Source organism: Streptomyces sp. JNUCC 63 (assembly GCF_054366325.1).
Window position 1 is genome coordinate 1055291 of the sequence record NZ_CM135963.1, and the last position, 25543, is coordinate 1080833.

At 71.7% G+C, this 25543-nt stretch carries 22 protein-coding genes and 2 pseudogenes; 13 read left to right on the top strand and 11 right to left on the bottom strand.

The window, feature by feature from the left end:
- Positions 1 to 9 precede the first annotated feature (9 nt).
- The 3 genes from mmpA to ACX25U_RS04875 form a co-directional block, all read right to left on the bottom strand.
- Positions 10 to 156 carry a morphogenic membrane protein MmpA gene (mmpA, locus tag ACX25U_RS04865; protein ID WP_454389298.1) on the bottom strand — a complete coding sequence of 49 codons (147 nt, stop codon included), beginning with the start codon at positions 154 to 156 and terminating at the stop codon, positions 10 to 12.
- An 80-nt stretch (positions 157 to 236) separates the two neighbouring features.
- Entirely contained in the window at positions 237 to 935 is a 699-nt protein-coding gene (locus ACX25U_RS04870) for an endonuclease V (RefSeq protein ID WP_454389299.1), read from the bottom strand.
- A 98-nt stretch (positions 936 to 1033) separates the two neighbouring features.
- Positions 1034 to 1360 carry a plasmid stabilization protein gene (locus ACX25U_RS04875; RefSeq protein WP_454389300.1) on the bottom strand — a complete coding sequence of 109 codons (327 nt, stop codon included), beginning with the start codon at positions 1358 to 1360 and terminating at the stop codon, positions 1034 to 1036.
- Between the two features lie 277 nt (positions 1361 to 1637).
- Here ACX25U_RS04875 and ssgD point away from each other — a divergent pair, with 277 nt between their 5' ends.
- Complete coding sequence (ssgD, locus tag ACX25U_RS04880; RefSeq protein WP_454389301.1) at positions 1638 to 2054, top strand: spore wall synthesis regulator SsgD; 417 nt, start codon at positions 1638 to 1640, stop codon at positions 2052 to 2054.
- A 61-nt stretch (positions 2055 to 2115) separates the two neighbouring features.
- Here ssgD and ACX25U_RS04885 read toward each other — a convergent pair whose 3' ends face one another.
- Entirely contained in the window at positions 2116 to 2787 is a 672-nt protein-coding gene (locus tag ACX25U_RS04885) for a GOLPH3/VPS74 family protein (protein ID WP_454389302.1), read from the bottom strand.
- Positions 2788 to 3098: 311 nt separating this feature from the next.
- Between ACX25U_RS04885 and ACX25U_RS04890 the strand changes: the two genes are divergently transcribed.
- From ACX25U_RS04890 to ACX25U_RS04900, 3 genes are all read left to right on the top strand, one after another.
- Positions 3099 to 4724: an ABC-F family ATP-binding cassette domain-containing protein gene (locus tag ACX25U_RS04890; RefSeq protein ID WP_454389303.1), complete on the top strand. Its 1626-nt coding sequence runs from the start codon at positions 3099 to 3101 to the stop codon at positions 4722 to 4724.
- A 67-nt stretch (positions 4725 to 4791) separates the two neighbouring features.
- Positions 4792 to 5568 (top strand): dimethylargininase, encoded by a 777-nt coding sequence (ddaH, locus tag ACX25U_RS04895; RefSeq protein ID WP_454389304.1) that lies wholly within the window; start codon positions 4792 to 4794, stop codon positions 5566 to 5568.
- Between the two features lie 257 nt (positions 5569 to 5825).
- Positions 5826 to 6800 (top strand): acyl-ACP desaturase, encoded by a 975-nt coding sequence (locus ACX25U_RS04900; protein ID WP_454389305.1) that lies wholly within the window; start codon positions 5826 to 5828, stop codon positions 6798 to 6800.
- On the opposite strand, the gene ACX25U_RS04905 is transcribed toward ACX25U_RS04900, so the two are convergent.
- Positions 6801 to 7046: a WhiB family transcriptional regulator gene (locus ACX25U_RS04905; protein ID WP_454389306.1), complete on the bottom strand. Its 246-nt coding sequence runs from the start codon at positions 7044 to 7046 to the stop codon at positions 6801 to 6803.
- Positions 7047 to 7260: 214 nt separating this feature from the next.
- Positions 7261 to 7632, bottom strand: coding sequence for a hypothetical protein (locus ACX25U_RS04910; RefSeq protein WP_454394874.1), 372 nt, complete (start codon positions 7630 to 7632; stop codon positions 7261 to 7263).
- Here ACX25U_RS04910 and ACX25U_RS04915 point away from each other — a divergent pair.
- Positions 7589 to 7792, top strand: a pseudogene (locus ACX25U_RS04915) (response regulator transcription factor); the annotation flags it as partial. The gene ACX25U_RS04910 and the pseudogene ACX25U_RS04915 overlap by 44 nt on opposite strands.
- Before the next feature lie 118 nt (positions 7793 to 7910).
- The gene (locus tag ACX25U_RS04920) at positions 7911 to 8702 is read left to right on the top strand and encodes a VOC family protein (RefSeq protein ID WP_454389307.1); all 792 of its coding nucleotides are present in this window, start codon (positions 7911 to 7913) and stop codon (positions 8700 to 8702) included.
- Here ACX25U_RS04920 and ACX25U_RS04925 read toward each other — a convergent pair.
- Positions 8677 to 9951, bottom strand: coding sequence for a PucR family transcriptional regulator (locus ACX25U_RS04925; protein WP_454389308.1), 1275 nt, complete (start codon positions 9949 to 9951; stop codon positions 8677 to 8679). The two genes, ACX25U_RS04920 and ACX25U_RS04925, sit on opposite strands and share 26 nt — an antisense overlap.
- Positions 9952 to 10074: 123 nt before the next feature.
- Here ACX25U_RS04925 and ACX25U_RS04930 point away from each other — a divergent pair, with 123 nt between their 5' ends.
- Genes ACX25U_RS04930 through ACX25U_RS04945 form a run of 4 tightly spaced genes read left to right on the top strand, consistent with a single transcriptional unit; the run spans position 10075 to position 15410 of the window.
- On the top strand, positions 10075 to 10653 hold the full coding sequence (locus ACX25U_RS04930; protein WP_454389309.1) for an urease subunit beta: 579 nt from the start codon (positions 10075 to 10077) through the stop codon (positions 10651 to 10653).
- Positions 10650 to 12338 carry an urease subunit alpha gene (locus tag ACX25U_RS04935; RefSeq protein WP_454389310.1) on the top strand — a complete coding sequence of 563 codons (1689 nt, stop codon included), beginning with the start codon at positions 10650 to 10652 and terminating at the stop codon, positions 12336 to 12338. Before ACX25U_RS04930 ends, ACX25U_RS04935 begins: the two co-directional genes overlap by 4 nt.
- 43 nt (positions 12339 to 12381) lie before the next feature.
- The gene (locus tag ACX25U_RS04940; protein ID WP_454389311.1) at positions 12382 to 14082 is read left to right on the top strand and encodes an amidohydrolase; all 1701 of its coding nucleotides are present in this window, start codon (positions 12382 to 12384) and stop codon (positions 14080 to 14082) included.
- Entirely contained in the window at positions 14079 to 15410 is a 1332-nt protein-coding gene (locus tag ACX25U_RS04945; RefSeq protein ID WP_454389312.1) for an MFS transporter, read from the top strand. Before ACX25U_RS04940 ends, ACX25U_RS04945 begins: the two co-directional genes overlap by 4 nt.
- Before the next feature lie 277 nt (positions 15411 to 15687).
- Here the strand turns inward: ACX25U_RS04945 and ACX25U_RS04950 are convergent, their stop codons facing one another.
- Both ACX25U_RS04950 and ACX25U_RS04955 read right to left on the bottom strand, forming a co-directional pair.
- A complete protein-coding gene (locus ACX25U_RS04950; protein ID WP_454389313.1) occupies positions 15688 to 16725 on the bottom strand; it encodes a LacI family DNA-binding transcriptional regulator in 1038 nt (345 codons plus the stop codon).
- Between the two features lie 68 nt (positions 16726 to 16793).
- Entirely contained in the window at positions 16794 to 17819 is a 1026-nt protein-coding gene (locus ACX25U_RS04955; RefSeq protein WP_454389314.1) for a multicopper oxidase domain-containing protein, read from the bottom strand.
- A gap of 187 nt (positions 17820 to 18006) precedes the next feature.
- On the opposite strand from ACX25U_RS04955, the gene ACX25U_RS04960 reads away from it, so the two are divergent.
- The gene (locus tag ACX25U_RS04960; RefSeq protein WP_454389315.1) at positions 18007 to 20523 is read left to right on the top strand and encodes a ThuA domain-containing protein; all 2517 of its coding nucleotides are present in this window, start codon (positions 18007 to 18009) and stop codon (positions 20521 to 20523) included.
- Positions 20524 to 20546: 23 nt separating this feature from the next.
- Entirely contained in the window at positions 20547 to 22733 is a 2187-nt protein-coding gene (locus tag ACX25U_RS04965; RefSeq protein WP_454394093.1) for an OmpL47-type beta-barrel domain-containing protein, read from the top strand.
- A 63-nt stretch (positions 22734 to 22796) separates the two neighbouring features.
- Here the strand turns inward: ACX25U_RS04965 and ligD are convergent, their stop codons facing one another.
- Positions 22797 to 23822, bottom strand: coding sequence for a non-homologous end-joining DNA ligase (ligD, locus tag ACX25U_RS04970; protein ID WP_454389316.1), 1026 nt, complete (start codon positions 23820 to 23822; stop codon positions 22797 to 22799).
- Between the two features lie 83 nt (positions 23823 to 23905).
- On the opposite strand from ligD, the pseudogene ACX25U_RS04975 reads away from it, so the two are divergent.
- A pseudogene (locus tag ACX25U_RS04975) lies at positions 23906 to 24189 on the top strand (ATP-dependent DNA ligase); the annotation flags it as partial.
- A gap of 112 nt (positions 24190 to 24301) precedes the next feature.
- Here ACX25U_RS04975 and ACX25U_RS04980 read toward each other — a convergent pair.
- Positions 24302 to 25492 (bottom strand): zinc-dependent alcohol dehydrogenase, encoded by a 1191-nt coding sequence (locus ACX25U_RS04980; protein WP_454389317.1) that lies wholly within the window; start codon positions 25490 to 25492, stop codon positions 24302 to 24304.
- Positions 25493 to 25543: the final 51 nt, after the last annotated feature.

A 25543-nucleotide genomic window follows, 5' to 3' on the forward strand; every position in this document is an offset into this window, starting at 1 on the left:
CTGTCCGGGCTACAGCGACCAGCCGGCCACCGTGTAGATCATTCCGCCTATCCAGCCGAGCCCCGCCAGCACGGCGAGGACCAGGGTGGCGTTCACGGCGCGCTCGACGGGCCGGTTCGGGTCGGCGAGGGGCTTGGGGGAACGGTACGTCGTCATGCGACACAGCCTGCCGAGGAGCCCCGGGGGCCACATCCGTACAAGTACTCAGACGGCGTACTCGGAAGGGAACGGGCGCCCTAGATGTCCGCCGTCGCCTCGCGCAGTGCGCGGCGGCACAGGGCGTCCGCCCTGCGGGTCGTCTCCGGGAGGCGGTGGGCCGGGGTGAGGGCGAGGGTGTGGGCGCAGGCGTTGTCCAGGGTCGTCCGGTGGCCGACGGAGACGAAGACCGGCTTGACGCCGTCCCGGGTGCGCAGGGCGCGGCCGACCTCGTCCGGGCCGGCCAGGAGCGGGGAGGAACTGCCGCGTGGGGCGTCCGGGTCGTCGTAGGTGAAGGTGAACGGGTTCTTGGCGACGCCGATCGTCGGCAGTCCGGTCAGCACGCCCAGGTGACTCGCCAGGCCGAACCGGCGCGGGTGGGCCAGGCCGTAGCCGTCGCAGACCACCGTGCCGGGTGGGCAGGGCAGGGCGCCCAGCGCGGCCAGCACGGTGGGGATCTCACGGAAGGCCAGCAGCCCCGGCACGTACGGGAAGGAGATCCGCCCGACGGCGGTGGCCTCGGCGACGACGCGCAGGGTGGCCGCGTCCAGGACGACGGCCGCTGCCGCCACGACGTCCCGATCGTCGTCGTAGGCGACATCGACACCCGTGACGTGTCCCGTCCCGGGCGGTGGTCCCGGCTCGTCCAGCACCACCTTCTCGCGCAACTCGTCCTGAACGGCGCGGGCCTGCTCCTCGGTGGCGGGCCAGCCGGCGGGAACGCCTACGGTCGTCGTCATGGTGAGGACGAGCGTACGGCCCGAGGTGCCGAGGGTGGCACGGCGGGACGGGTCGGCGGGCGCGGAAGGACGCGGGCCCGCCCCGCTCGGTGCCGGGGTCAGCCCTTGTCCAGCGCCTGCCGCAGCTGCTGCTTGTTCATGTCCGAGCGGCCGTGGATGTTGCGCCGCCTGGCCTCCTCGTAGAGCTGGTCGTAGGTGGGTCCCCCGGAGCCCCGGCCCGAGCGCTGTCCGCCCCGCTTGCCCGAGGACATGTCCTGGGTCGAGGAACGACTGGCGGTCTTCGACTCGCCGGAGCGGGCGCGCTCCTTGTTCACCGTGCGCGCGGCGATCTCCTTGGCGCGTTCGGTGCTCTCCCCCCGGTCCTGCGCGCTCTCCTTGATGTGCTCGTACTGACGCTCGCGCTTGGAACTGGAACCGCGTGGCATGCCGTTCACTTCCTCTCTGTGCAAGGAACGGATACCCGCATTCTGGGTCTGTTCGCCGTAACGGGCGATATCCGATCCGCCAGTCGAGCGACCCGATCGGCCACGTCACTTGTGCGAATGAACCGCGAATGAACGCGGTGACAGAGGTCACCCGCCTCACGTGTGCACGGATTGGCCGATTCCGTCGTCTCCTTCAGTGCCCGGCCATCCGCCCGGACGGTCCTTCGGCCGTCACAGTCCAGCCGTCACAATCCAGCCGTCACAAGGGAGCAAGGCGTTGTCCACCGTCATCGAGCAGACCGTACAGGCGCGCCTGGTCGCCGCCGCGCCGCGGATGCCCACCATCCCCGCCACGCTGCACTACGACCGGCGCGACCCGTTCGCCGTCCGCATGACCTTCCCGGCCCCCGCCACCCTCGAAGGGGTGGAGGTCTGCTGGACCTTCGCCCGTGACCTGCTCGCGGCCGGTCTGCGGGAGCGCGAGGGCCACGGCGACGTGCGCGTGCGGCCGTACGGCTACGACCGCACCGTCCTGGAGTTCCACGCTCCGGAGGGCACCGCCGTGGTGCACGTCCGCAGCGGCGAGATACAGCGCTTCCTCGAGGCCACGAGCGAACTGGTGCCCGTCGGTCTGGAGCACCTGCAGATCGACCTGGACCACGATCTGGCGGAGTTGATGCGCGACGCCCGCTGACGCGTTCCCATCCGTCTCCGGGTCGACGGCCCCGGGGACGCGGTGCGGCCGAAGGGGCGGTTCAGCCGCCCGCCGTCACGGAGGCCGCCGTGACCGCCACGACGACCGCCGTGCGCACTTCGCGCACGACCCGGCGCAGGGCGGGGGCAGCGGCGCCGCTGCGTTCGGTCAGCTCCTCGATGCGCTGCCGGTGGCGCCGACGGTCCGTGGCGGACACCAGGGTGCGCAGTCCGGCGGCGGCCGCGAGGGCGACGACGGCCGCGTCGCGTTCGGAAATCCGCGCGGCCGGCAGCGAGCCCTCCAGCACCCGGCGCGCCTCCTCGCGCAGCGCGTCCACGACGGCGACGCGCTCCAGGACGTGGTCCACCGACGGGAACACGCCGAGCACGCGCCGCCGCTCGGCGCGCAGATACCCCTCGGCGGCCAGCTGTTCGCGCACGGCCACGAGGGTGAGCCGGGCCCGCAGCGTCACCCAGGTCTTCCAGCGGCGGGGCCGGGACTCGCGGACGAGGTCGAGCAGTCCGTCGAGGACGGGGTCCCCCGTGCGCGCGTCCAGGTCGACGGGTGTGGTGATGCCGTCGTCGTCGACGAGCAGCCCGCGCTGGGCCAGCTCGGTGAGGGCGCCGGCCCGGACCAGGTGGTGCAGCTCGCCGGCGCCGGTGAGCTTCAGCCGCCCGGTGTCCCAGGCCAGCAGGTACAGCCGGGCCGGCAGCGAGAGCGCGCCGTCGGGCACGGGGCCTCCTTCGCTCGGTGGGCTCGGGGCCCACGCCAAAATCCGTTGACGGTGCGCCCCGGCCCTTCCTACGGTGTACAGCGGTCCTGTTGCCGTCGATAGGAGAGGGACGTTGCTCGTCTGAGGTCCTGAGACACCGCGTCACACCGGTCAGGTGTGTGCGTCGCGTGCGACCTCGGCGTCCGAGCCGTCCCGGGAATCCGGCCCAGGGCTTTTCCCATACCCCGCGGACTCCTGCCTCCGACACGGTCGCCCAGCGGTGTCTCCACATGCGTCTGCCCCTGACCGCACTCCGCATTCGCGAGGCGCCCATGTCTTCATCCATCACCTGTACCTCCCTCTCCTTCGCCTGGCCCGACGGCAGCCCCGTCTTCTCCGGCCTGGACGTCGCCTTCGGCCCCGGCCGGACCGGGCTCGTCGGGGTCAACGGCTCGGGGAAGTCCACCCTGTTGAAGCTGATCACGGGCGAGCTCACCCCGTCCGAGGGCGCGGTCCGCGTCGCCGGCGAGGTCGGGTGTCTCCCGCAGAACGTCACGCTCGACACCGCCCTGCGGGTCGACGAGGCGCTCGGCATCGCCGCCCGGCGGGCCGCGCTGCGCGCCATCGAGGCCGGCGAGGTGTCCGAGGAGCACTTCGAGACCCTCGGCGACGACTGGGACGTGGAGGAGCGCGCCCTGGCCACCCTCGGCGAACTCGGGCTCGGCCACATCGGCCTGGACCGCACCGTCGGCGAGGTCTCCGGCGGCGAGTCGGTGCTGCTGCGCCTGGCCGCGCTGCTGCTGCGCCGGCCGGACGTGCTGCTGCTGGACGAGCCGACCAACAACCTCGACCTGTACGCCCGCCGCCGCCTCTACGCGGCCGTCTCCGCCTGGCCGGGCGTGCTGGTCGTGGTCAGCCACGACCGCGAACTGCTGGACCTGGTCGACCGGATCGCCGACCTGCGCTCCGGTGGGATCACCTGGTACGGCGGCAACTTCTCGGCGTACGAGGAGGCCCTCGCCGTCGAGCAGGAGGCCGCCGAGCGGATGGTGCGCGTCGCCGGGGCCGACCTGCGCAAGCAGCAGCGCGAGCTGGCCGACGCCCAGGTCAAGCTGGCCCGCCGCAAGCGGTACGGCCAGAAGATGTGGGACAGCAAACGCGAACCGAAGATCGTCATGGGCGCCCGCAAACGCGCGGCGCAGGAGTCCGCGGGCAAGCACCGCATCATGCACGAGGAGAAGCTCGCCGAGGCCAGGGAACGGCTCGACGAGGCCGTGCAGGCGGTACGGGACGACGACGAGATCCGCGTCGACCTGTCGTCCACGGCCGTGCCGCCGGGCCGGGACGTGCTCACCCTGCGGGACCTCCGGTTGGCGTGCGGCGCGCGCGTGGAGGGCTCCTTCCACCTGCGCGGCCCGGAGCGCGTCGCGCTGATCGGGCGCAACGGCGCCGGCAAGACGACGCTGCTGCGCACGATCGCCGGGGAACTGCCGCCGGTGTCGGGCGAGGCGGTGGCGCACGTCCCGCTGCGGTTCCTGCCGCAGCGCCTCGACGTCCTCGACGGCGAGCTGACCGTCGCCGAGAACGCGGCCCGCCTCGCCCCGGGGGCCACGAACAACCGGATCCGGGCCGGGCTGGCCCGCTTCCTGTTCCGCGGCGCCCGCGCCGACCAGCGGGCGGCGACGCTGTCCGGCGGCGAACGCTTCCGGGCGGCGCTGGCCGCCCTGCTGCTGGCCGAGCCCGCGCCGCAGCTGCTGATGCTCGACGAGCCCACGAACAACCTGGACCTGGCGAGCGTGCGCCGGCTGACGACCGCCCTGGAGTCCTACGAGGGCGCGCTGATCGTGGCCGGCCACGACCTGCCGTTCCTCGAGTCCATCGGCATCACGCGCCGACTGCTGCTGGAGGAGGGAGAGCTACGGGAGACGACCGGGGGTTTTGTCCCGGCCGACGATTGACGCATGATGGCGGACCGGAGCGAGCACACCCGAGACCACGAGCCACCCGCGATCCGAAAGGCCCCTCGTGCCCAGCAAGAAGGCCCTCGTCCGCCGCCCCGGTCCGCGCCTCGCCGAGGGGCTGGTGACGCACATCGAGCGGGAGAAGGTGGACGTCGAGCTCGCGCTGCGGCAGTGGGAGGCGTACGTGGAGGCGCTGCGCACCCACGGCTGGGAGACGGTCGAGGTCGAGCCGGCCGACGACTGCCCCGACGCGGTGTTCGTCGAGGACACGGTCGTGATGTACAGGAACGTCGCTCTGATCACCCGGCCCGGCGCCGAGTCCCGGCGGGACGAGACCGTCGGGGTCGAGGAGGCCGTGGCGCGTCTGGGCTGCTCGGTGAACTGGGTCTGGGAGCCGGGCACGCTGGACGGCGGAGACGTGCTGAAGGTCGGCGACACGGTCTACGTCGGCCGCGGCGGGCGTACCGACGCGGCCGGTGTGCGGCAGCTGCGGGCCGTGTTCGAGCCGCTCGGGGCACGGATCGTGGCCGTACCGGTGAGCAAGGTGCTGCACCTGAAGTCGGCGGTGACGGCGCTGCCCGACGGCACGGTCATCGGGCACATCCCGAAGGTGGACACGCCGTCGCTGTATCCGCGCTTCCTGCCGGTGCCCGAGGAGTCCGGCGGGCATGTGGTGCTGCTCGGCGGCGAGAAGCTGCTGATGGCGGCGAGCGCGCCGAAGACGGCGGAGCTGCTGGCCGACCTCGGCTTCGAGCCGGTGGTGGTGGACATCAGCGAGTTCGAGAAGCTCGAAGGATGCGTGACGTGCCTCTCGGTGCGGCTGCGGGAGTTGTACGCCTGAGGGCGTGACCAGGCGTCTGTTCGGCCCCGGGACCCGCGGGTCCCGGGGCTGTTCTGTGCGCCCGTCAACTCCCGGGCCAGGACGGCCTGATCAGCGACCTTTACATCGAATTTAACCTACGGTTTCGTAACCTACGGATTCGTAGCCTACGATCCCGTAGCCTACGATCCCGTAGGTTCCTGGTTCCGGCACCGCTCGCCGGACCGTTCCGCCGCTGTGCCTGTTTTCCGCTTTCCCGCGCGCCCCCTGGAGTTCCCGTGACGATCACCTCCCCCCACCTCGGCAGCCCGTCCGTGTGGACCGACGCGCGGCTGTTGTACGCGCTGGAGGAAGTGGTCGAGAAGGAACTCAACCGGCATCTGAAGGTCGCCAAGGACTGGATGCCGCACGAGTACGTGCCCTGGAGCGACGGCCGCAACTTCCCGGGCCTGTTCGAGGACGGCGAGGCCTGGGACAAAGAGCAGTCCAAGGTCACGGAGATCGGCCGGATCGCCCTGATCGTCAATCTGCTGACCGAGGACAACCTGCCCAGCTACCACCACGAGATCGCCACCCTGTTCGGGCGCGACGGCGCCTGGGGCACCTGGGTGCACCGCTGGACGGCCGAGGAGGGCCGGCACGGCATCGTGATGCGCGACTACCTGCTCACCTCGCGCGCGGTCGACCCGGACAAGCTGGAGCAGTTCCGGATGGCGCACATGAGCGAGGGTTTCGAGTCCGACAACCGGCACTCGATGCTGCACTCGGTCGCCTACGTCGCCTTCCAGGAGCTCGCCACCCGCATCTCGCACCGCAACACCGGCCTGCAGTCCGGCGATCCGGTCTGCGACCGCATGCTGGCGCGCATCGCAAGCGACGAGAACCTGCACATGGTCTTCTACCGCAACCTGCTCAAGGCGGCCTTCGAGATCGCGCCCGACCTCACCATGCAGGCGGTGCGGGACGTGGTGGTGAACTTCCGCATGCCGGGCCACGGCATCCCGGGCTTCGAGCGGGCGGCGGCGCAGATGGCCATCGGCGAGGTCTACAACCTGCGCATCCACCACGACGACGTGCTCCAGCCGGTGCTGCGCTTCCTGAAGGTCATGCAGATCGACGGGCTCGGCCCCGAGGGCCGTCAGGCGCAGGAGGAGCTGGGCCTGTTCATGGGCGGCCTGGACGCGGAGGCGGCGAAGTTCGACGAGAAGCTGGCGGCGCGCAAGGCGCGGATGGCGGCGCGGACCGGAGCCTGATCAGCCGTTGGCACGCCTCAGGGCCTGACGCTCCTTCTCGGACAGGCCGCCCCAGACGCCGAAGCGTTCGTCGTTCTCCAGGGCGTACTCCAGGCAGGCCGAGCGCATCTCGCACATACCGCAGATGCGCTTGGCCTCCCGCACCGAGCTGCCCGGCTCGGGGAAGAAGAAGTCGGCCCCGGTCTGCGTGCACAGGGCCCGGTCCTGCCAGGCGCTGCCGGCCGGGCTGGTCGTCTCGAGGTGCATGCCCAGGATCGTGCCGGGCGGCGCGAAACGTTCGATCAACGCGGGATCAACGCGCGCCGCCCACGGGCCGCCGTCCGACCCGACGCTGCCCCCACGCCGGACACGAACACACGACGGCGCGCGGGCAGGCACGGAGACCCGGATGGGTGTCGGGCCCCGCGTCGGTGTACCGCTCGTCAGCCGGCCGGCAGCGCGGCTGCCGTCCACAGCGCCGTCACCGCGAGACCCGTCCAAGGGCCGATACCTCCCGCCGGGTCCTGGTGCAGGACTTGTTGTCCGGAGGGCCCGGCAGATGGACGGCGGCGTCCTCGGCCACTTGCGCTTCCTCGCCGTCAGCGACCGCATCCCGGCCCGCCGCGTGGACGAGGCCCTCCAGGACACCGGTTTCGCCACCGTCGCACACCGCCGCATCAGAACCTTTTCCCCCGGCATGCGCCAGAGCCTGGGCATCGTCACCGCATTCCTCGGGGACCTGCCCGTCCTCGTGCCGGGCAAGCCCGCCAACGGCCTCGACCCGGAAGGGGTGGTCCGGATCCGGCAGGCGTGCCGCGCTGACCGAGCGGGAGGGGGAGGTGCTGCGGCTCATGGCGCGCGGCCTGTCGAACGCGGAGATCGCCGCGCGCCTGGTGGTGGGTACCGAGACCGTCAAGTCCCATGTGAGTTCCGTACTGGCGAAGCTCGGCGCGCGGGACCGCACGCAGGCGGTCATCGCGGCGTACGAGTCCGGCTTCGTCTCCCCGGGCTGAGGATTCCGGGTGCGACGGTCGTCGCCGTCCGGCGCCCGGCGTTCCGGCGGCGGTTGTCAGTGGGCGGTGCCAGACTCTGCAGTGCGGACAACCGGGCTCCTTCGAAGGAGGGCAGGGGATGCTCACCACCCGCTTCGTCAACGGCGCTCCGAACTGGATCGACGTCGGCGCGCCCGACATCGACGGCGCCCGCTCCTTCTACGGCGGTCTGTTCGGCTGGCAGTTCCGGTCGGCGGGTCCCGAGGCCGGCGGCTACGGCTTCTTCCAGCTCGACGGCAGGACGGTGGCCGGCGGGACGCGGACCTCGCCGGAGCAGGGGCCGCCCTCCTGGACCGTGTACTTCCGGAGCGCCGACGCGGAGGCGACCGCCAAGGCCGCCGAACAGGCGCACGGCAGTGTGCTGGTCCAGCCCATGGACGTGATGGGCCAGGGCCGCATGGCGGTCCTCGCCGACAGGGCGGGCGCGGCGTTCGGCATCTGGCAGCCGGGGCGGACCAAGGGCGTGGACGTGACCGGCGACCCGGGCTCGCTGTGCTGGGCCGAGCTGTACACACCGGACATCCCCGCGGCGGCCGCGTTCTACCACAAGGTGCTGGGGCTGGAGACCTCCGCGGCGTCCTTCCCCGGCGGCACGTACACGTGCGTGAACCCCGCCCAGGGCGGTGAGGACGCCATGTTCGGCGGCATCGTGGCGCTCGCCGACGACCCGGCCGAGAGGAAGACGGGCGCGTACTGGCTGCCGTACTTCGAAGTCACGGACACGGACGCGACGGTGACCAGGGCGCAGGAGCTCGGCGGCACGGTCCGGGTGCCCGCCACCGACGTCACGGGAGTCGGCCGTATCGCCCGGCTCGCCGACCCCTACGGCGCCCGCTTCGCGGTGATCAGGAGCGCCCCGCCGCAGACGTGAGGCCCTGGGACCGGCCTGACCCGCCGGACAGGCCCTGGTCGGCCCGGCTTCGGGCGCAGCGCAGGGCGAACAGGACGGTGGCCGCCTCCGCCGGGCTGGTCGCCCGGTAGCCGGTGAGCTCCGTGAACCGGTTCAGCCGGTTGAGCACGGTGTTGCGGTGGCAGTACAGCACGCGGGCGGTCTCCGCGATCGACCCGGTTTCGCAGTACGCGGCCACGGCCGTCAGCAGCCGCTCCCGCTCGTGCGGGGGCAGTGGGTCCAGGCCGGAGAGCACCGAGTCGGCCAGCGCCTGAGCCATCGTGCCCAGGCGCGCCACGGCCACGGGCATCCACGCCTCGCTCAGGGTGACGGGACCCGTCACCTCGCCGTCCAGTGTCGCGGCGATCGCCTCGGTCATCCGGACCACGTCGGGAACGCGGGCCAGTCCGCGCGCCACCGGGCCGACCGCGCACGGTACACCGTCCAGCCAGGCGGGCGCCGGGGTGTGTGCCGCACGGGGCGACCGGGCCACGAGCACCAGCATGCCGTTGTGATGCTGCAGGTGGGTGATCCGGTCGGGCGGCAGGGCCGAGACGGCTCTGCGCAGCCCCTGCTGGAACTCCGGAGGCGCGACCGCCACGGTGAAGTCCGACCGCGCGCTCACCTGGAGCAGGGTCGCCACCTGGGTGACAAGCCGCTGATCACGGCCGTCCGACGACAGCAGCCTGCCCATGAGGGCGGTCCGCTCCCGCTCCCGCTCACGGGCCAGCACGGCGATCTGGTCCAGGTAGGCGGCGTGCACCTGAACGGTGTGGAACTCCACGGCTTCCCACACCCGCACCGCGCCGCGCGTCAGCTCCGGCAGGTCGGCCGGCTCGGTGCGCTCCATCATCGCGGTCCACAGCACCCGGAAGTCCATGCGCACCGCCCGCAGGAGCTGCTCCAGCGGCACACCCTGGTCGGCGCGGCGGTGACCCAGCCGTCCCGGGACCCCGCGCAGCTCCTCGGACACCGGGAGACCGCCGATCAGGCGCAGGAGCAGTTCGAAGCAGGCACGGGCCGTGTCGCGCAGGTCGTCGGGGGCGACCGTCGACTCGTACCCCTCGAAGGCGGAGACCTCCGCGACATAGCGCCCGACCAGGCTGTCCAGGTCGTCCAGACAGTCACGGACGAGGGTGCGCAGCTCTGCGGGGACCGGCGTGGCGGTGTCCGGTCCCGGCGGGGCCGGGGAAGCGGGCACGAGGGAGTCCGGGGTGGGCGGATTGTGCATATGCACATTATGGGCCCTCCACTCCGGGGGCCTTTCGCCATTGTTCGCACCTCGTTTCCCCGGCATTGTGCTGTACATCCCCCCGCGCCCCCGGGCGGCGCTTGATCTCCAGGGAAGTGACCTGTGCATCTGACCCCGCGTGAGCAGGAGAGGCTGACGCTGTTCTCGGCAGCCGAACTCGCACGTCGGCGGCTGGCGCGCGGAGCGCTGCTCGGTGCCACGGAAGCCATCGCTTTGGTGTGCGACGAAATCCTGGAGATGGCCTGGGACGGCACGCCGCTCGAGACCGTCGTGGAACGCGCCGGCGGCATCGTCCCGCGCGACCGGCTGCTGCCGGGCGTCGCGGAGGCCGTTCCCAGCATCCAGGTCGAGGCCCTCTTCCCGCACGGCTCCAGTCTGGTGCACGTTCCCGAGCCGTTCGGACCGGCCGGGGCCACCGGCCCCGGCGCGGTGCTGGTCGCCGGCGGCGAGGCCGAGCTCGCCCCCGGTCGCCCGCGCACCACTCTGGACATCACCAACCGGGGGCCCCGGGAGATCTGGGTCTCGTCCCACTTCCCGCTGGAGGAGACGAACGCCGCCCTGGACTTCGACCGGGAGGCCGCCCGCGGCCACCGGCTGGACATCCCGGCCGGAACGTCCGTCCGGTTCGAGCCCGGACGGACCCTGACCGTCACCGTGGTGGCACGAGGAGGAGACCGATGAGCCGGATGCCCCGGCACGCGTACGCGTCCTTGTACGGCCCGACCACCGGCGACCGGATCCGGCTGGCCGACACCGACCTGTGGGTCCAGGTCGAGGGCGACGACACCGAGCCCGGTGAGGAGCTGCTCGGGGGCTGCGGCAAGACGGCGCGCGACGGTCTGCTCGTGGCCGACCGGGCCCCGCGCGACAGCGCACTGGACATGGTGATCCTCGGTGTGGTCGTCATGGACCCGCTGATCGGCGTGCGCAAGACGAACATCGGCATCAAGGACGGCCGCGTCGTCGGCTTGGGACGGGCGGGAAACCCGGAGACCACCGACGGTGTGGAGCTCGTCGTCGACTCCCACACCGCGATGATCACGGGCGAGGGGCTCATCGCGACCCCCGGTGTGGTGGACTCCCACGTCCATCTCTCCAGCCCCGAAGTGGTCCCCGCGGCGCTCGCCGCAGGCGTCACCTCCCTGGTGGGCATGGGCATCGGCGGGGTGTGGGACGTGGGGGCCAACCCCGCCTACAACCTGCACAGCCTCATCGAGGGCTGGCGCGACGCGCCCGTCAACGTGGCGTTCCTGGCCCGGGGCTCCTCGTCCTCGCAGGAGCTGCTGGAGCGCGCCGTCCTCGCCGGAGCCGGCGGGTTCAAGATCCATGAGGACTGGGGGGCGACCCCCCGGATCGTCGACACCTGCCTGGGCGTCGCCGAGCAGGCCGACCTGCCGGTCGCCCTGCACACGGACACCCTCAACGAGTCCGGCTACCTGGCCGACACGCTGTCGGCCACCCGCGGGCGCACCGTGCACGCCTACCACGTCGAGGGGGGCGGCGGTCACCCCGACCTGCTGGAGATCGTCTCCCAGCCGCACGTGCTCACCTCCTCGACCACGCCGACCCTGCCGCTGACCCCGGCGACCGTCGCCGAGCTGCTGCCCATGACGATGACGGTGCACCGCGGCCACCACGGGGTCGACAGCGACCTGTCCATCGCGGCGAGCCGGGTGCGCGAGCACGCCATCGCCGCCGAGAACGCCCTGCACGACCTCGGCGCGATCAGCATCGTCAACTCCGACTCCATGGGCATGGGCCGCATCGCCGAGACCGCGCGCCGCACCTGGCAGCTCGCCCACGTCCAGGCCCACCTGGCAGGTGAGACGGGTCCGGAGACCGTCAACAACGAACGGGTGCTGCGGTACCTGGCCAAGATCACGCTGAATCCCGCGATCGCCCACGGCATGGCCGCCGACGTCGGCTCGCTGCGGCCCGGCCGCATCGCCGACATCGTGCTGTGGCGCCCGGTGACCTTCGGCGCACAGCCGGAACTGGTGCTCAAGTCCGGGTTCGTGGCCTGGGGGCTGTCGGGATCGGGCTCCGGCTCCACCCGGCTGACCCAGCCGCGGGTGATGAAACCCTACTTCGGCGGTCTGGGCGGGGCTCCGCGCCGGCTGTCGACGGTCTTCGTCTCCCGGGCGTGCCTGGACGACCGCGCCGCGTTCGAGGCGCTGCCGAAGGGGGTCCGGTACACGGCTCTGCGCGACAGCCGGGGTCTGACCCGGGGCGACATGGTCGCCAACACCGCCGTGCCCGACGTCAAGGTGCCCACGACTCCCGACGCGGTCCTGGTCGACGGACGCGCGATCGACGTCCACCACGCCGCCGACCTGCCGCTGACCCGGCTGCAGAACCTGGCCTGACCCGGACCGCCCGGTCCCCTCCCGTCCCTTCGAAAGCCCCTTCATGCTCGATCTCAAACTGCTCAACGCCCGCATCCGCACGGTGGACGACCGGAACCCCCGCGCCCACACCCTCGGTGTCCTCTCCGGACGCATCGTGGGCCTCGACGACGCGGTGCTGCACCTGCCCGCCCGCACCACACTCGACTGCCGCGGCGCGGTCGTCGTCCCCGGGTTCGGAGACGCCCACAACCACATGGCCTGGTTCGGCCAGTCCCTGGGCGAACTCGACCTGAGCGAGGCGACCACGACGGCCCAGGTCCACGACGCCGTCGCCCGCCATGCGGCAACCCTCCCGGCCGACGCCTGGATCGTGGGAGCCGGATACGACGACACCGTCATGGGCGCGCATCCGCACCGCACCGAGCTGGACCGGGCGGGCGGCGGGCGGCCGGTGTGGCTCAAGCACCGCTCCGGGCACATGTGCGTGGTCAGCAGCGAGGTGCTGCGGCGGGCCGGTGTCCTCGGCGGCACCGCGGACGCGCCCGACGGCGGGGTCGTCGTGCGCGACGGCGAGGGAACGCCGACCGGACTGCTCCAGGAGAGGGCCCAGACCCTGGTGACCGACCTGGTGATGCCGTATCCGGTGGCCGAGCTGGCCGACGCCCTCGGTAAGGCGAGCGCCGTCTACGCCGCCGAAGGGCTCACCCACGTGGTGGAGGCCGGGATCGGGCTCGGCCTCATCGGCCGCAGCCCCGTCGAGGCCGCCGCCTACCAGCTGGCCCGTGAGCGCGGCACGCTGCGCACCCGGGTCGAGCTGATGGTGGCCTCCGACAACCTGCACGCCCTGAGCGCGCACGCCGACGACGGCATCACCACCGGGATCGATCTGGGGCTGCGTTCCGGCTTCGGCGACGACCGGCTGCGGCTGGGCCCCATGAAGATCTGGCTGGACGGATCGCTGATCGGCCGGACGGCCGCAGTCTCGGAGCCGTTCTGCGGGCACGACCACTCCTCGAGCGTCTTCCAGGGCGGACCGGAGCAGATGCGCCGGCTCGTCGTCGACGCGCACCGGGCCGGCTGGCGGGTGGCCGCCCACGCCATCGGCGACAGCGCCGTCGACCTGGCCCTGGACGCCTTCGCCGAAGCGCAGCACGTCCTGCCCCGCCCCGACGCGCGGCACCGCATCGAGCACTCGGGGGTGGTCCGCCCCGACCAGCTGGACCGCTATGCCGAACTGGGCGTGGTCCCGGTGCCGCAGGCCCACTTCCTGTACGCCGTGGGGGACACCATGGCCGAGGCGCTCGGCCCCGCGCGCACCCCGTGGATGTACCGCCACCGCTCGTTCCTGGACCGGGGGATCCGGGTGCCCGGAAGCTCCGACCGACCGGTCGCGCCGGGCGCCCCCCTGCTCGGCATGCAGTCCATGGTGGAGCGGCTGAGCCGGGCGGGCGTCGTACTCGGCCCCGACGAGCGGGTGACCGCGGAGCAGGCCCTGCGGGCCTACACCCTCGACGCCGCGTGGGCCTCCCACGACGAGGACCGGCGCGGCAGCCTCACCCCCGGCAAATACGCAGACTTTGTCATACTTTCCGACGACCCTGTCGGTGTCGACAGTGATCGGATCGGCGCCATCGACGTCCTGGCCACCTTCGTGGCCGGCGAGTGCGTCCACGGCGCCGACACGCTCGAGGACCTCACAGCAGTGAACGGCCCTCTTCCCACGGCCGTATCCCCACGGCCGCATGCAAGGAGCAAGAAATGAGCAAGACGGAGCAGCACGCCCCAGGGGCACCTCCGGGCACGTCGGCCGTCGTCACCGGCCAGGACGCCGGCCGGGTCGCCTTCGCGGCCTTCGTCGGCACGGCGCTGGAGTGGTACGACTACTTCCTCTTCGGCACCGCCGCCGCCCTCGTCTTCAACCGGCTGTACTTCACCACGCTCAACCCCACCGCGGCCACCCTGGCGGCCTTCGCGACCTTCGGTGTCGGATTCGCGGCCCGGCCGATCGGCGCCCTCATCTTCGGATGGCTGGGCGACCGCATGGGACGAAAGCCGGCCCTGCTGATCACCGTGGTGATGATCGGTACGGCGACCGGCCTGATCGGTCTGCTGCCGAGTTACGCCGCCATCGGTGTCGCGGCGCCGCTGCTGCTCGTGTTCCTGCGGCTGCTGCAGGGAATAGCCGTCGGCGGGGAGTGGGGCGGCGCCGTCACGCTGGCCGTGGAACACGCGCCGCCGGACAAGCGCGGCCGCTATGCCGCGCTGCCGCAGGTCGGTTCGCCGGTGGGCACGCTGCTCTCCTCCGGAGCCTTCTCCCTGGTGCTCCTCCTCCCGGCCGGCTCCTTCGACTCCTGGGGCTGGCGCCTGCCGTTCCTGTTCGCCTTCCCGCTGCTGGGTGTCGCCGTCTACATCCGCCGCAAGGTGGAGGAGTCGCCGCTGTTCGACGAGATGATGAAGCAGGACGAGCGGGCCAAGGTGCCGGCGTTCGACGTCTTCCGCCAGGCGTGGGGACGACTGCTGGTGGCGATGGCCTCGGCGACCCTGGGCGTCGGCGGGTTCTACCTGCTGACCACATTCATGATCAGTTACGGTGCCGACACCCTGGGGATGTCCCGTTCCCTCATGGTCAGCGGAACGCTGGTGGCGGCGGTCGTCCAGATCGTGGTGATCCTCGTCATGGGGCGGGTGGCCGAGCGCATCGGCCCCGGCCGGGTCACGTTGTGGGGCGGTCTGCTCACCGCGCTGGTCGCCTTCCCCGTCTTCTGGATGGTCGAGACCAAGAACCCCCTGGTGGTCGTGGTGGCCATGGCGGGCGGCATCGGCGTGCTCTCCATCGCCTACGCGGTGTCCGGGGCGCTGCTCGCCGAGCTGTTCCCGGCGCGCCTGCGCTACAGCGGCGTGGCCCTGGCCTACAACCTCGCCGGCGCCCTCACCGGTTTCCTGCCGTTCCTGGCGGCCGCGATGCTGGGGGGCGTCGACGGGGCTTCCTGGCCGGTGGTCCTGCTGCTGATCGGGCTGTCCCTGCTCACCGCCCTGGGCGGGTTCCTGGGAGAGCGGATGCGCGTGACGGACAACGTGGTCGGCAACTGACGCCCCCGTCGGCCCGCGGGCCTGCCGTCCGCCCGTGAACCCCGCCTCTGTGTGTCCTGCCGCTCCTGAGCGGCAGGACACACGCCTTTTGCGGTCACCGCGCCAGGGCCTGTCCGGCGGATCAAGCCGCAGGAAACCGGCGGTCGGCCATCGGCCCAGGTGAACGGGGGCGATGGGGGTCCCCCTATTCATCAAGAGCTCGGGGTGGGGGTCCCCTGCTCGAAGAGCTCGGGGCGCGTGCCAGGCCCCGCCTCTGCGGCATGATCCGCCGGAGAGGCTAGGCGGAGGCGCGCCGCACCAAGGTCGTCGGCAGGACGATGCTGCGGGGGGTGCCGTCCGCGTCCTCCTCGGGGCCGTTGCGGTCCAGGCCGCGCAGCAGCAGGCGGGCCATCAAGCGGCCCATCTCCTCTATGTTCTGGCGGACGGTCGTCAGCGGCGGATCGGTCTGCTCGGCCACCGGCAGCATGTCGTCGAAGCCGACCACGGCGACGTCCTCCGGCACCCGCAGCCCGCGCTCGCGCAGCACGCGCAGGGCGCCGGAGGCGGTGAGGTCGTTGGCGGCGAACACGGCGTCGAGGCCGGGGCAGCGGTCGAGGAGTTCGCGCATGGCGCGCTCGCCGCCCGCGGGGGTGAAGTCGCTCTCCACGATCAGCCGGGGGTCGGCGTCGCCCATGACGTCCCGGTAGCCGTCGAGCCGGTCCGCCGCCGAGGTCTGGTCGAGGGCGCCGGTGATGTGCCCGATCCGGGTCCGGCCGAGGCCGACGAGGTGCCGTACGGCCTCCCGGGCGCCGCCCCGGTTGTCGCTGTCGACGTAGAGGATCCCGTGCGTGCCGTCGCTCCAGCCGGGGCGCCCGCCGAACACGGTCGGCACCCCGGCGCGCCGGATCAGCCCGGGCAGCGGGTCGTCGAGGTGCAGCGAGAAGACGAGCGCGCCGTCGACGTGGCCGCCGGCCAGGTAGCGCCCGACCCGGGCGTGGTCGTCGCGCCCCTCCGTCAGCAGCAGCACGAGCTGGGTGTCGTGAGCCGTCAGCTCCTTGCTGATGCCGCGCAGCTGCAGCCCGAAGAAGGGGTCGGCGAAGACCCGGGTCTCCGGTTCGGCGATGACCACGGCGACGGCGTCGTGCCGCTTGGTCACCAGGCTGCGGGCCGCCTGGTTCGGCACGTACCCGAGTTCCTCCACGGCCCGCCGCACCCGATCGACGAGCGTCTGTCTCACCCCGTCCCCGCCGTTGACCACCCGGGACACGGTGGCCCGCGACACCCCCGCCCGCGCGGCCACGGCCTCCAAGGTGGGGCGCGGCGCTGTCTCGGTCACTTCTGGGCTCCTCACCGGCGGTTGCGGATCAGGATAGCCCCGGACCGAAACCGGCTGTGAGAGCGCTCTCAGTGCTCGTGCGACTCGTGCGACTCGTGCGACTCGTGCGGCTCGTGCGGCTCATGGGGGTCGTACCCCGGGATCGTCCCGTCCGGCTTCCTCACCAGGAACAGGCCCACCATGCCCATGTCGGAGTGGCTCTGCACATGGCAGTGGTACATCCACGCGCCCGCTCCGACGCCCTCCCCCGCGAGTACCTGGAAGCCGAAGGAGTCCGCCGGACCGACGATCTTGTTGTCGATCACCCGGCTGGGGTCGTCGGGGCCGGTGAGCAGACCGGTGCGGTTGTCGGCCCAGCGGTGACCGTGCATGTGGAAGGTGTGGTAGTACTCGCCGTGCGTGATCATCACGAACTCGACGCGGTCGCCCACCGTGGCCTCGAAGTCCGGGCCGGTGTGCGGCGGGCGGTTGTTGATGGTCATGTCGTTGAAGACGATCGTGTGCGTGCGGTCCGGCAGGATGTCGCCCTTGCGGCGGACGATCACCGGCCCGTACAGGCCCCTGCGGATGCCGCCGGTGCCGTGTTCGGTGCCGACGACGTGGTCGTGGTAGTGCCAGTAGCCCGCACTGCCCGCCCGCCAGGTGCCGTCCTTGCGGCGGCCCGGGGCGTGGGTGCGCCAGGTGTAGGTGCGGGTGCCGCCGGGTTCCACGTCGCTCTTGTTCAGCTTGGTGCCGTCGCTGGAGATCTCGTAGTCCAGGCCGTGGACATGCAGGCTCGCGGCCACGTCCGTGGTGTTCTCGAACTCGATGTGCAGCGTGTCGCCCTCGTTGAGTTCGATGAGCGGACCGGGGACCGTCGCCCTGCCCTTCTCGAAGCCGTAGCCCATCTGCCCGTCGGGGAGCTTCTCGGCGTACAGCCTGATGTGTTTCACCTCGCCCCCGGCCGGCGCGGTGCGCGGCGGTGTGACGGTGCCGACGGCCGTGCCGACGGCCGTGCCGACGGCCGCGACCTCGGCCTCGGAAGCCAGGGACAACGATGTCGCTACGGCCGCGCCGCCCAGCAGCACCCGCCGGTTGAAGCCGCGTCTGTCCATGGCGGACCATCAACTCCCCACTACGGTACGGAAGTTATTCGGACCCCGCGAAAGGTACCGCCCCCTCGGCCGTTTATCCACAGTCAGGACAAAGTTCGTCGAACTACGGCCGTACCTATTGGCGGGTCATGCAAAGAGGTCTAGCTTCCTTGGCGTTCGCTGTGACCGAGGAGGAATGGGTGACCACATGCGGTCCACATCGCATCAACGGCCCACGCAGGTAAGAGCGTCGAGCAGGAAGTTACGGCCGGGACGGGGCTGGGCGGCCGCCGTCGCCGCGGGCGCCGTGGCGGCCGGGCTGCTCTCGGCCCCCGCCGCGAGCGCGCGCCCGGATCCGGGGACGCCTCTGACAACGATGTCGATCAAGTCGCCACCGGGCAGCTCGGACGCGAGGGTGCTGATCTTCTACGGTTCCGCCGCGGCCGGGGACGAGTCGCCGGTGGTGAACGCCGGGATCGAGGCGATCGAGAGGATCGGCCTGTCCGGACCGGCGCAGGAGCGTTTCAAGGTCGAGGCCACCGACGACGCCTCGGTCTTCACCAACGCCACCAGGCTCGGCCGCTACAACGCGATCGTGTTCCTGACCGGCGGCGGCGATGTCCTCGACCCCGGCCAGGAGGCCGGGCTGGAGGCCTACATGGAGGCCGGCGGCGGCTTCGTCGGCATCCATGACGCGGCTCGCGCCGAACCGTACTCCGACTGGTTCACCGGACTCATCGGCGCCCGCCCGGCCGCCTCCGGTCCGACGGCCGTCCAGCGGGCCACCGTCGAGGTCGGCGACCGGCAGAACCCCGCGACCAAGGACCTGCCACTGGAGTGGAAGCGCGCCGACCGGTGGCTCGACTGGGCCAAGAACCCGTCCGGCACGGTGCACACCGTGGCGCGGGTGCGCGAGTCGACGTACCGGCCGGGAGCTGGCGCGGGCGGCTGGGACCATCCGATCAGCTGGTGCCGCGACTACGACGGCGGCCGTTCCTTCTACACCGGCATGGGCGGCACCGTGTCGTCGTACGACGAGACGGACTTCCGCGATCATCTGCGCGGCGCCCTGCTGTGGACCACCCGGCTGGCGCAGGCCGACTGCAAGGCGACCATCACCGCGAACTACCGGGCCGAGCGCCTCACCCGGCCCAACCAACCCGGGCAGAACGACCAGATCGGCGAGCCGCACGGTCTGGTCACCGCCCCCGACGGCCGCGTCCTCTACATCGGCCGCGGCGGCGCCGACTCCTCCCGCCCGGTGATCACCAATTGGAACGACCCGGATGTCGGCAAGGGCAAGGGGCAGATCCACGTCTACGACCCGAGGACCGGGAAGGTCACCCTGGCGGGCGAGTTGACGGTCTTCGGCAACAAGGGCGGCGGCGACGAGCTCACCAAGGTCGAGGAGGGCCTCCTCGGGATCGAGCTCGACCCGCGCTTCGAGCAGAACGGCTGGGTCTACCTGCACTACACACCCCACTCGCGGATCGACCGCGACACGCGGATCGCCGAGCGGCGCGTCTCCCGCTTCACGCTCGATCCCGCCACCGACAAGCTGGACCTGGGCAGCGAGAAGGTGCTGCTCGAGTGGCCGGTGCAGGTGCACAGCTGCTGTCACGCGGGCGGCGGGATGACCTGGGACTCCCGGGGCAACCTGTACATCGCCACGGGCGACAACAACTCCAGCGGCTTCAGCGGCGGTTACTCCGGCAACAACCCGCAGCCCCACTACAAGGGCGTGTCCTTCGCCGACGCCCGCCGCACCGCCGGCAACACCAACAACCTCAACGGCAAGATCCTGCGCATCCACCCGGAGCCCGACGGCACCTACACGATCCCCGACGGCAACCTCTTCACCGGCAAGGAGACCGACGAGGGCGGCGGCAAGACGCGCGGCGAGATCTATGTGATGGGAGTCAGGAACCCCGCGCGCATCTTCGTCGACAAGAAGACCGACGTCCTGTACGCGGGCTGGGTCGGTCCGGACGCGGGCGAGCCGTCGCCGACCTGGGGTCCGGCCAAGTACGACACGTTCGCCGCCATCACCCGGGCGGGCAACCGCGGCTGGCCGTACTGCATGGGCGACAAGCAGCCCTACCGCGACCGCAACCTGCCCGACCCGTCGAAGCCGCTGGGCTGGTACGACTGCGACCACCCGAAGAACGAGTCCCCGAACAACGACGGCCTGGTCAACCTCCCGCCGGTCACCGGAAACAACATCTGGTACTCGCCCCAGGGCGGCGGCCCGGACTACCCGCGCGACGCGAACGGGGTCCCGTCGTACCGGCAGGAGGAGGCCACCTACCGGCTGCCGTGGCTCAAGGGCGGTGGGCAGGCCGCGATGAACGGCCCGGTCTACCGGTACGACGGGTCGAACGCGAGTGACGTCAAGTGGTCCTCTTACTGGGACGGAAAGTGGTTCGTCGGCGACTTCTACGACGCCGACCAGCCGCGCAACGCCGTCCTGATGGACCCGAAGACGCTGGGCGACGGCGGACTGCCGGTGCACTCGGAGTCGCTGAAGAAGATCGTGCCGGTCGGCAACGACGGCATCAAGAACCTCATGGACTGGAAGTTCGGTCCGGACGGCGCGCTGTACGTCCTCGACTACGGCCGCGGCTTCTTCACCTCGGACGCCAAGTCGGCGCTGTGGCGCGTCACCTACACGGGCGGCGGACCGACGCCGGCCGTCGACCAGCTGGCGAGGGGGACGGCACAGTGACACGTCGACCGCGTCAACGAAGAATGTGGACGGCCCTGTTGGCCGCCCTGCTGATGGTGCTGGGCCTGCAGACGACGTCCGCCGTCGGACGGACCGGCGCTCCGGCCCGGACGGCCGCCGCCCAGGTGCTCACCTGGACCGCCGGCGACGACATCACCCGGTACACCTCGGCGCCGGCGACGGCGGTGGCGGGACCGGCGACGATCGTCTTCGAGAACAGCGCGGCGACCGGCAACACCACGGGGATGCCGCACACCCTGACCTTCGGCACCTCCGACCCCGAGTACAACAACGACGTCCAGCTCAACATCCTCGCCAACCCGAACGACGACCGGGGCGGCCGCCACACCGCCGAGGTCGTCCTCACCCCGGGCCGCTACTTCTACCACTGCACCATTCCCGGCCACGGGCAGATGCAGGGCGTCCTGGTGGTGACCGGGGGCGGCGGCCCGGACACGACGGCGCCGGAGACGTCGGCGACCGTGCAGGGGACCCGGAACGCGCGGGGCGAGTACGTCGGCTCGGCGAGCGTGACCATCGACGCGACCGATGAGGGGACGGGAGTCGACCGCGTCCAGTACGCCTTCGGCACGGCGCCGGACGACTGGCTGCCGTACACCTCCCCCGTCGTCGTGGACCAGGTGGGCACCCACACGATCCACTACCGGGCCACGGACAGGGCCGGCAACGTCTCCGCGGACAAGAGCGTGGAGTTCACGGTCGTCGCCCCGCCGTCGGACGACACGACACCGCCGGAGACCTCGGCGACGGTCAGCGGCGAGCGGAACGCCGACGGCGCCTACGTCGGCATGGCGACGGTGACCGTCTCGGCCTCCGACACCGGTTCCGGGGTCAACACGATCGAGTACGCGGTCGGCTCCGGCGCCTGGCAGCCGTACACCGCCCCGGTGATGGTGCACCAACCGGGCACGCACACCGTGCGCTACCGGGCCACCGACAAGGCGGGCAACGTGTCGACGGAGAAGAGCGTGCGGTTCACCGTCGTCGCCCCGCCCGCGCGGGACACCACCCCGCCGGTGACCGGTGTGACCGTCGACGGCACACGGAATTCCGACGGGGCGTACGTCGGTTACGCCAAGGTGACCGTGAGCGCGGCCGACGAGGGCGGCTCCGGGGTCGCGGGCATCGAGTACTCGCTCGACGGCGGACCGTACGTCGCCTACACCGCGCCGGTGTTCGTCGACCGCGCAGGCCGCCACACCGTGGCGTACCGGGCGAGCGACAAGGCCGGCAACACGTCCCAGCCGCGGAGCGTGAGCTTCACGGTCGTGGCGGGCGGCGGGGTTCCCGCGCCCAACTGCCCCGAGTACGACGAGCGGTTGACGGTGATCGTCGGCACGGTCGACTCGGGAGTGCCGAACCGGATCACCAACAGCCGGTGCCGGATCGGCGAGTTGATCGAGGACGAGAAGGAGTGGACGTCCCAGGCGCTGTTCCTCAAGCACGTGAAGGCGGTCCTGGACCGGCTCCTCAAGGAAGGAGTCGTCGACCAGCGGGAGTACAAGGCCGTTCAGCGGGCCGCCCGCCAGTCCGGCATCGGCGAGCCCGGCCGGACCACCGGGTACCGCACGATCCTCGACGGCAGCGCGGCCTCCTTCGCCCAGTGGGAGCAGGTCGGCGGCGGTTCGTTCGTGCTGAACCCCGACGGCTCGATCACCAGCGGCACCACCAGGGACGGCCTGGGCATGCTGTGGTTCCCGCAGCGCAAGTACGGCGACTTCTCGCTCCGTCTCCAGTGGCGTGACGACGCTCCGGGCGACGGCAACGCCAACTCCGGTGTCCTCGTACGGTTCCCGCGGGTCCACGACCACCCGGAGGAGTCGCGGCCGGAGTGGGCCGCCATCAAGTACGGGCACGAGGTGCAGGTGCTCGACCGGCCCGACGGGGACATGTACAAGACCGGTTCGATCTACGGCTTCGACCGGGTGGGGCTCGCCGGGGCCGGCGTCACCCAGAAGGGCACGTGGAACGACTACGAGATCCGCGTGATCGGCCAGCACTACTCGGTCCACCGCAACGGCGTGCTGATCAACGAGTTCGACAACATCGGCGGCCAGGACTTCTCCCCGCCCCGCTCGGACGACCCGGGCACGGACGGGCGGCGGTTCGCCTCCGGCTACATCGGGCTCCAGGTGCACGGCACGACGGACGTGGTCTCCTACCGGGACGTACGGATCAAGGAGCTGTAGGAGCCGGGGAAGACCGAAAAGGACGGAGACCGGGAAAGACCGGGGGACCGGCCGCCAGGAGGCTCAGGAGGCGGCCGGTCCCTCCCTGCCCGCCCGGCTCGGCCGCACCCGCTTCGGCTCGCCCCGCACCTTCGGATACTCGGGCGGGTAGGGCAGGTCGCCGAGGCCGTGGTCGCGTTCGTCCCGGTCGGCCAGGTCCAGCAGGGCCTGCAGGGAGAAGGCGTGGTCGTCCATGTCGGCGTGCACGTCGCCGGCTTCGGCGAAGCGGGCGGGCATGGTCGCGAGGTCGAAGTCCCGGGGGTGGGCGACGCCCACCTCGTCCCAGCGCAAGGGTGCCGAGACGGGGGCGTGGGGGCGGGGGCGCACGGAGTAGGCGGAGGCGATGGTGCGGTCGCGGGCGGCCTGGTCGTAGTCCAGGAAGACGCGAGCACCGCGCTCCTCCGTCCACCAGTTGGTCGTCACCTGCTCCGGCATCCGGCGTTCCATCTCCCGGCCCACCGCGATGGCGGCGCGCCGTACCTGGGTGAAGGTCCAGCGGGGTTCGATGGGCACGAAGACGTGCAGGCCGCGCCCGCCCGAGGTCTTGGGCCAGCCGCGCAGGCCCCCGAACTCGTCCAGTACGGCGCGCAGTTCGTGGGCGGCGCGGACGGCGTCCGCGTAGTCGCTGCCGGGCTGCGGGTCCAGGTCGATGCGCAGCTCGTCGGGATGGTCGACGTCGTCGCGCCGTACCGGCCAGGGGTGGAAGGTGAGGGTGCCGTACTGGGCGGCCCACACCGCGGCGGCCTCCTCGGTCGGGCACATCTCGTCGGCGCTGCGGCCACTGGGGAAGGTGATGTGGACGGTGGGGATCCAGGAGGGCATGCCCTTGGGCGCCCGCTTCTGGAAGAACCACTCGCCGGTGATGCCGTCCGGGTAGCGCTCCAGGGTGGTGGGGCGGTCGCGCAGGGCGCGCAGGACGCCGGGGGCGACGGCCTGGTAGTAGCGGGCGACGTCCAGCTTGGTGAACCCGCGCTCGGGGAAGAAGACCTTGTCCGGGCTGGACAGCCGTACGGTCCGGCCGCCCACCTCCAGTTCCACCGCATCGCCCATGCGAGCCACGGTAGGCGCAGCGCGCACGCCTCGCACAACAGACATACCGGGCGGATACGGGTCTGCACGCGCGGAATCGGGTCATGGATCTGCCCGTGATGCCGCCCGTGAAGCCGAGGCCCGCCACACCGGTGGCGAGGACCCCGCCGGACATGCGGTACGAGGCGGAGTGGGACGGGTTCCGGTCGATCGTGTTCCGCGACGGCGCCGAGGTCGAGCTCGGCAGCCGTACGGGCAAGCCGCTGACCAGGTGCTTCCCCGAGCTGGTCGAGGCTCTGAAGGAGCGGGTGCCCGAGCGGTGCGTGCTGGACGGGGGATCGTGATCGCACGGGAGGGCCTGCCGGACTTCGACGCGCCGGCCGAACGGGCCGTGTTCAAGGCCAGGCACGAGCGCACAGTGGACGTGGTCGTCGCCTGCTGCGGCCCGGCGGAGATCCGCGGCTCTCCGCCCTGAGGGCCGAGCGCCTCGGGCTCGGCCCTCAGGGCTTCATCAGCACCTTGATGGCGCCCTCCTGCTTGCGCTGGAACATGTCGTACGCGTGCGGCGCGTCCGTCAGCGGCACGCGGTGCGTGGCGAAGTCGTCGACGCCGAGCGGGTCCTCCTCCGTCAGATAGGGCATGATCTCGTCGCTCCAGCGGCGGACGTTGGCCTGGCCCATCCGCATCTGGATCTGCTTGTCGAAGAGCGTGAGCATCGGCATCGGGTCGGCCGAGCCGCCGTACACGCCGGAGAGGGAGATCGTGCCGCCGCGGCGCACCAGTTCGATGGCGGTGTGGAGGGCGGCGAGCCGGTCCACGCTGAAGCGTTCGGCGAGCGGTCCGCTCAGGGCGCGCGGCATCGCCGCGGCGGTCTGCTGGACGAGCTTGGCGACCGCGCTGCCGTGCGCCTCGGTGCCGACCGCGTCGATCACGGCGTCGGGGCCGCGCCCCTCCGTCTCGTCGTGGATCGCGGCGACCAGGTCCTTCTCGTGGTGGAAGCCGCGCAGGTCGTACGTCTCCACGCCCCGCCGGCGCGCCCGGGCGAGCCGCTCCGGGACCAGATCCACGCCGAACACCCTTTCGGCGCCGCGTGCCTTGGCGATCCGGCACGCCATGTCGCCGATGGGTCCGAGGCCGAGCACGGCCACGGTGCCGCCGCGCGGCACGGCGGCGTACTCGACCGCCTGCCAGGCGGTGGGCAGCACGTCGGAGAGGTAGACGAACCGGTCGTCGGGCGCGCCCTCGGGGACCTTCATCGGGCCGTAGTGCGCCTGCGGCACGCGCAGGTACTCGGCCTGGGCGCCCGGGACCGCGCCGTACAGGCGGGTGTAGCCGAACAGGGCGGCACCCATGCCCTCGCTGGTGACCTGGGTGGTCTCGCATTGGGTCTGCAGGCCCGCGGAGCACATGAAGCAGTGACCGCAGGAGATCTGGAACGGTACGACCACCCGGTCGCCGGGCTTCAGGTTCGGCACCTCCGAGCCCACCTCCTCCACGATGCCCATGGGCTCGTGGCCGAGGATGTCGCCGGGTGTCATGAACGGGGTGAGCACCTCGTACAGGTGCAGGTCGGAGCCGCACAGACCGCTCGAGGTGACCCGGATGACGGCGTCCGTCGGCTCCTGGATCTTCGGGTCGGGGACCTCTTCCACTCGAACGTCGCGCTTGCCCTGCCAGACCACTGCCTTCATCGTGCCGCGTCCCTTCCCTGCCGCGCTTGTATCGCGCTCCTGTGCGTCTGC

Excerpts from the sequence above, each read along its gene's own strand:
- ACX25U_RS04875 (WP_454389300.1), bottom strand. The coding sequence starts at position 1,360 with ATGCCACGCGGTTCCAGTTCCAAGCGCGAGCGTCAGTACGAGCACATC.
- ACX25U_RS04940 (WP_454389311.1), top strand. The coding sequence starts at position 12,382 with ATGCTCGATCTCAAACTGCTCAACGCCCGCATCCGCACGGTGGACGAC.
- ACX25U_RS04905 (WP_454389306.1), bottom strand. The coding sequence starts at position 7,046 with ATGCACCTCGAGACGACCAGCCCGGCCGGCAGCGCCTGGCAGGACCGG.
- ACX25U_RS04870 (WP_454389299.1), bottom strand. The coding sequence starts at position 935 with ATGACGACGACCGTAGGCGTTCCCGCCGGCTGGCCCGCCACCGAGGAG.
- ACX25U_RS04960 (WP_454389315.1), top strand. The coding sequence starts at position 18,007 with ATGCGGTCCACATCGCATCAACGGCCCACGCAGGTAAGAGCGTCGAGC.
- ACX25U_RS04920 (WP_454389307.1), top strand. The coding sequence starts at position 7,911 with ATGCTCACCACCCGCTTCGTCAACGGCGCTCCGAACTGGATCGACGTC.
- ACX25U_RS04910 (WP_454394874.1), bottom strand. The coding sequence starts at position 7,632 with ATGAGCCGCAGCACCTCCCCCTCCCGCTCGGTCAGCGCGGCACGCCTG.
- mmpA (WP_454389298.1), bottom strand. The coding sequence starts at position 156 with ATGACGACGTACCGTTCCCCCAAGCCCCTCGCCGACCCGAACCGGCCC.
- ACX25U_RS04955 (WP_454389314.1), bottom strand. The coding sequence starts at position 17,819 with ATGGACAGACGCGGCTTCAACCGGCGGGTGCTGCTGGGCGGCGCGGCC.
- ACX25U_RS04965 (WP_454394093.1), top strand. The coding sequence starts at position 20,547 with ATGTGGACGGCCCTGTTGGCCGCCCTGCTGATGGTGCTGGGCCTGCAG.
- ACX25U_RS04890 (WP_454389303.1), top strand. The coding sequence starts at position 3,099 with ATGTCTTCATCCATCACCTGTACCTCCCTCTCCTTCGCCTGGCCCGAC.
- ACX25U_RS04945 (WP_454389312.1), top strand. The coding sequence starts at position 14,079 with ATGAGCAAGACGGAGCAGCACGCCCCAGGGGCACCTCCGGGCACGTCG.
- ligD (WP_454389316.1), bottom strand. The coding sequence starts at position 23,822 with ATGGGCGATGCGGTGGAACTGGAGGTGGGCGGCCGGACCGTACGGCTG.
- ACX25U_RS04935 (WP_454389310.1), top strand. The coding sequence starts at position 10,650 with ATGAGCCGGATGCCCCGGCACGCGTACGCGTCCTTGTACGGCCCGACC.
- ACX25U_RS04980 (WP_454389317.1), bottom strand. The coding sequence starts at position 25,492 with ATGAAGGCAGTGGTCTGGCAGGGCAAGCGCGACGTTCGAGTGGAAGAG.
- ACX25U_RS04925 (WP_454389308.1), bottom strand. The coding sequence starts at position 9,951 with ATGCACAATCCGCCCACCCCGGACTCCCTCGTGCCCGCTTCCCCGGCC.